The sequence below is a fragment of the Thermovirga sp. genome (assembly GCF_017656375.1).
Taxonomy (GTDB): domain Bacteria; phylum Synergistota; class Synergistia; order Synergistales; family Thermovirgaceae; genus Thermovirga.
In genome coordinates this window covers 1-3,834 of the sequence record NZ_JACDOB010000061.1, presented here as the reverse complement: position 1 = coordinate 3,834, position 3,834 = coordinate 1, and the positions used below count along the sequence as shown (strand labels likewise).

The window sequence follows — 3,834 nt, the reverse complement described above, 5'->3', positions numbered from 1 at the left end:
GCGTCATGCCCATCATCGCTTTCTATTTCGTCATAACAGGCCCTAACACCGGCCTTGGCAGCCAAAGATGCTATCTCCTCCACCTGCCAGTTTGGGAAAAGCATATCGCTGGTTATTCCCACGGCCAAAAGGTCTTTGCTGGAAAACCTTCCAAGAGCCTCTTGAGCGCCACCTCGCCCCTCACCTATGTCGTGAAGATCCATAGTGCGAGTAAGGTAAATGTAACAGTTGGCATCAAATCGCTTTACTATTTCCTCTCCATGATAGTGGAGGTAGCTCTCCACACAGAACCTCCCAGTCCAATCCTTGGGGTTTCCATCCTGAATCTTCCTCATCCATCTTTTAGTAAAACACTGCTCGCTTCGGTAAGTTATCATGGCCAACATCCTGGCGACAGAAAGCCCCCGCTGTGGAGGGTCTTCTGGAGTGTAATTGCCTCCATTCCACTTGGGATCTGAATAGATGGCCTGGCGCTGCACCTCATTCAAGGCTATGGCCTGGGGGTAAAGGTGTGCGGGAGCGGCAATGATCACTGCCCTCTCCACCATCTCAGGAAATGTTACCGCCCATTCCAAAGCCTGCATGCCCCCTAAGGATCCACCCACTACGGCTTTAATATTATGTATACCTAACTTTTCAAGGGCCTTTTCCTGGGCAAAAACCACGTCTCTCACGCTCAAGACAGGGAAAGTCATCCCATAGGGCTTTTGTGTATCAGGGTTAATTGATATGGGTGAGGTGCTGCCATAAGGGCTTCCAAGAACATTGAAGCATATGACACAGTACTTGGAAGTGTCCAAAGACTTTCCATGCCCCACAATGTCTTTCCACCAAGGTTCAGGCAGGCCTTCCACCTTCGGACCAGTAACCAAGTGGCTGCCGGTTAAGGCATGGCACACCAATATGACGTTGTCCTTATCCTTCGATAGCTTACCAAAAGAAGCATAGGCCAAAACAGGCTCTTTGAGGCTCGCTCCGGAGGGGAAATCTAGCCTGTCAAGCTTTACTTTTCCCAAATGAAAACTATCCTCAACCTTAGGGCTATTCCTTAGCAATTCCTGCATTAGGCCCTGCCTCCCGCTGGGCTTTTTCCAGTGCCCTCTCAAGATCCGCCAATATATCCTCTACGTCCTCTATTCCCACGCTGAGCCTTATCAGCCCTTCCTCTATTCCACAAGCCTTTCGCTCCTGGGGCGTAAGCTGGCCATGAGTTGTGCTGGCAGGGTGTATGGCCATGCTCCTCACATCCCCAAGGTTGGCCACGCAGGAGAAAAGTTCCAAACCTTCCATAAAAGCCTTACCTGCTTTTAGCCCTCCTTTTATACAAAAGGCCACCATTCCTCCAGATCCGTTAGGAAGATACTTTTGCCCCTTCTCATAGGAGGGGCTTGACTCCAACCCTGGGTAGCTAACCCACTCCACCATTGGATGGCCTTCTAAAAACTTGGAAACAGACAAGGCGTTAAAGCTGTGCCGCTCCATCCTCAGGTGCAGAGTAGAAAGCCCCGTCTTTGCCATTAAGGCGTTGAATGGGGAAAGGCACCCACCAGCGTCCCTCAATATGGAAACTTTTATTTTGGCAGCTAAAGCAGCATTGCCGAATTTTTCGGTAAAGACAACGCCGTGATAGGACGGGTCGGGCTCCGTCAAAGCCGGCCATTTATCGGTCCTTTGCCAATCCATGTTGCCCCCGTCAACAATAACACCGCCAATAATCTGGCCATGCCCTGAAATATATTTGGTCACAGAGTGAATAACCACGTTGGCTCCCCACTCAATAGGCCTGCAAAGGGCAGGGGATGCGAAGGTGTTGTCCACCACTAAGGGGATATTATGCTCTTCCGTTACAGCTGCCAATTCCTCTAATGGCGCCACATTGAGGCATGGGTTACCTATGGTCTCCGTTATCACGCACCTGGTACTGAGTTTTATGGACTGCCTTACAGCCTCTACATCATCGGTGTCCACTACAGTGGAATCTATACCTAACTTACCAAGAAGGTTTTTAACCAACGTGAGGGTTCCACCATAGCTTTTAGCAGCAACAACGATGTGATCTCCTGCTGAACAAAGGCACAAAAGCGCGTGCATCAAAGCCGCCTGGCCCGAAGATGTAGCAACGGCATCTACTCCTCCCTCACATTGGGCTACAGCTTTTTCAAATACCTCCACGGTAGGATTGGAAATTCGAGAATATAAGTGCCCCTCTTCTTCCATGTTGAAGAGGCGCATCGCGTGGTCTCCATCCTCAAAGCGGTATCCCGCGGTAACATACATAGGGAGGCCAAAGGACCCAGTTGCAGGGTCGCTTCTCCAACCTGCGTGGACGGCCTTAGTAGCAAAGTTCCATTTCTTTTCCAACACAATGCACCTCCAGATAAAAAAATTTCCCTTCCAGAGAGGAAGGGATTAGATAACTTTCCTCTCTTATCACCCAGCCTAAGCTGCAGGTATTGGCACCACGCCTATTTAAGGCAGGTTGCCGGGCATCATCGGGCCAGTCCCTCCGCCACTCTGGATAAGAGCTCTTATTTTAAAAATACTGCACACGAAAATTAGATTGCATTCTAATCAATTTGCTACGTGCCTGTCAAGACAAGTAGAATTTTCTGTCTTTAACTACAATTTTGAAGGAAGGTGCTTTTTGAACAGTTTATGAACAAAAGGGGCACTGAAAATGATAAGGGCCGATATTATTCTAAAGGCAGCCGTAAAACTCAAGATACGAGCCAGGTAGCCTGTAATGACCGGAGACAAGAAATAGCAGCCGGCCATCAGAAACCACACCATGGAGGTAGCTTTTGGCCTAAGCCGATTTTCCGCCGCATCTCCGATAAGGGAAAGATGCAAAGGAAACCCCAATCCCATTCCAATCCCATATATAACGCCCAATAGCACAAAGGCCAGGTTGCTGTGCACAAATGTAAGCCCCATCAGTGAAACGGCTGTTATAAAAAATGAAGGGGCTGCCAATCTGCTTCTAGGAAGGCGATCCATCAAGCGGAACCCAAAAAGTCGGATGAGCAGCCCTACAAAAGCCTGAGTAGAAATGAAGGCTGACGCTAAAAGCCCTTTTTCCAAGGCTAAACCGGCAAGAGATACTATAGCCGCATCAGTCATGGCAAAAATAACTACAGAGATAAAAAGAACCTGTATTGCAGGCTCTTTGAAGACATCCTTGTAGGATCCCCAATCACCGCCAGACAAGCTCACTTCATCGGAAAAGCCTATAGAATATGCCACAGCCAGGCACATCGCCGCAGCCAGGACAGGAAGCCATATGTAAATCTCATACATGCCAGACCTTAAGAACCACTCAGCCAGCGGCAGCACCATCACCAATGGAGCTATGGTTCCCGCTGTAGCCAATGTAAAGGAGGAACCTCTTATTCTCTCCGGCACTGCCAGGGTTTGGTATGTCGTGAGCCCTACAAGAAACAGACTGGAACCGAAACCAGCCATAGCCCTGAAAAGCAAGGCAAACACGGCAGAATGGCTAAAAAGCGCCATCCCTGCGCTGCTTGCAAGGCAAATACAGGAAGCAGCCACGAGGCTTCTACGAAAGGACAGCTTTTCTACTATAATCCCTACAAAAGGCCGCGAAATCGCTGAGACTGCGAAATAAATTCCCAATATCCAACCTATGATGCGAGGGTCATTTATGCCATAGTGAGCCAGGTAAAGAGCCAGAAGAAAATATATGTTTCCAAAGGACATCACAGCAAAGTTGCCCATAATGAACTTAAAGAGCAAAGAACCAAAAGAGCCCAAGGCCGCACCCCATTCCATACAAAGTAAAATTTTACAGTTTATTGTGGCAAATATTATACCTTT

At 48.6% G+C, this 3,834-nt stretch carries 3 protein-coding genes and 1 riboswitch; all 3 genes read right to left on the bottom strand.

The window, feature by feature from the left end:
* Positions 1-1,064, bottom strand: a 1,064-nt coding sequence (gene metX / locus H0Z23_RS08670; protein ID WP_296869050.1) for a homoserine O-acetyltransferase, incomplete at its 3' end; no start/stop codon positions are given.
* Positions 1,042-2,364, bottom strand: a complete 1,323-nt coding sequence (locus H0Z23_RS08665; RefSeq protein WP_296869049.1) for an O-acetylhomoserine aminocarboxypropyltransferase/cysteine synthase family protein — start codon at positions 2,362-2,364, stop codon at positions 1,042-1,044. The genes H0Z23_RS08665 and metX, both read right to left, overlap by 23 nt.
* Positions 2,365-2,424: 60 nt before the next feature.
* Positions 2,425-2,525: riboswitch (SAM riboswitch) on the bottom strand.
* Between the two features lie 94 nt (positions 2,526-2,619).
* A partial coding sequence (locus H0Z23_RS08660; RefSeq protein ID WP_296869048.1) for an MFS transporter occupies positions 2,620-3,834 on the bottom strand: 1,215 nt, incomplete at its 5' end.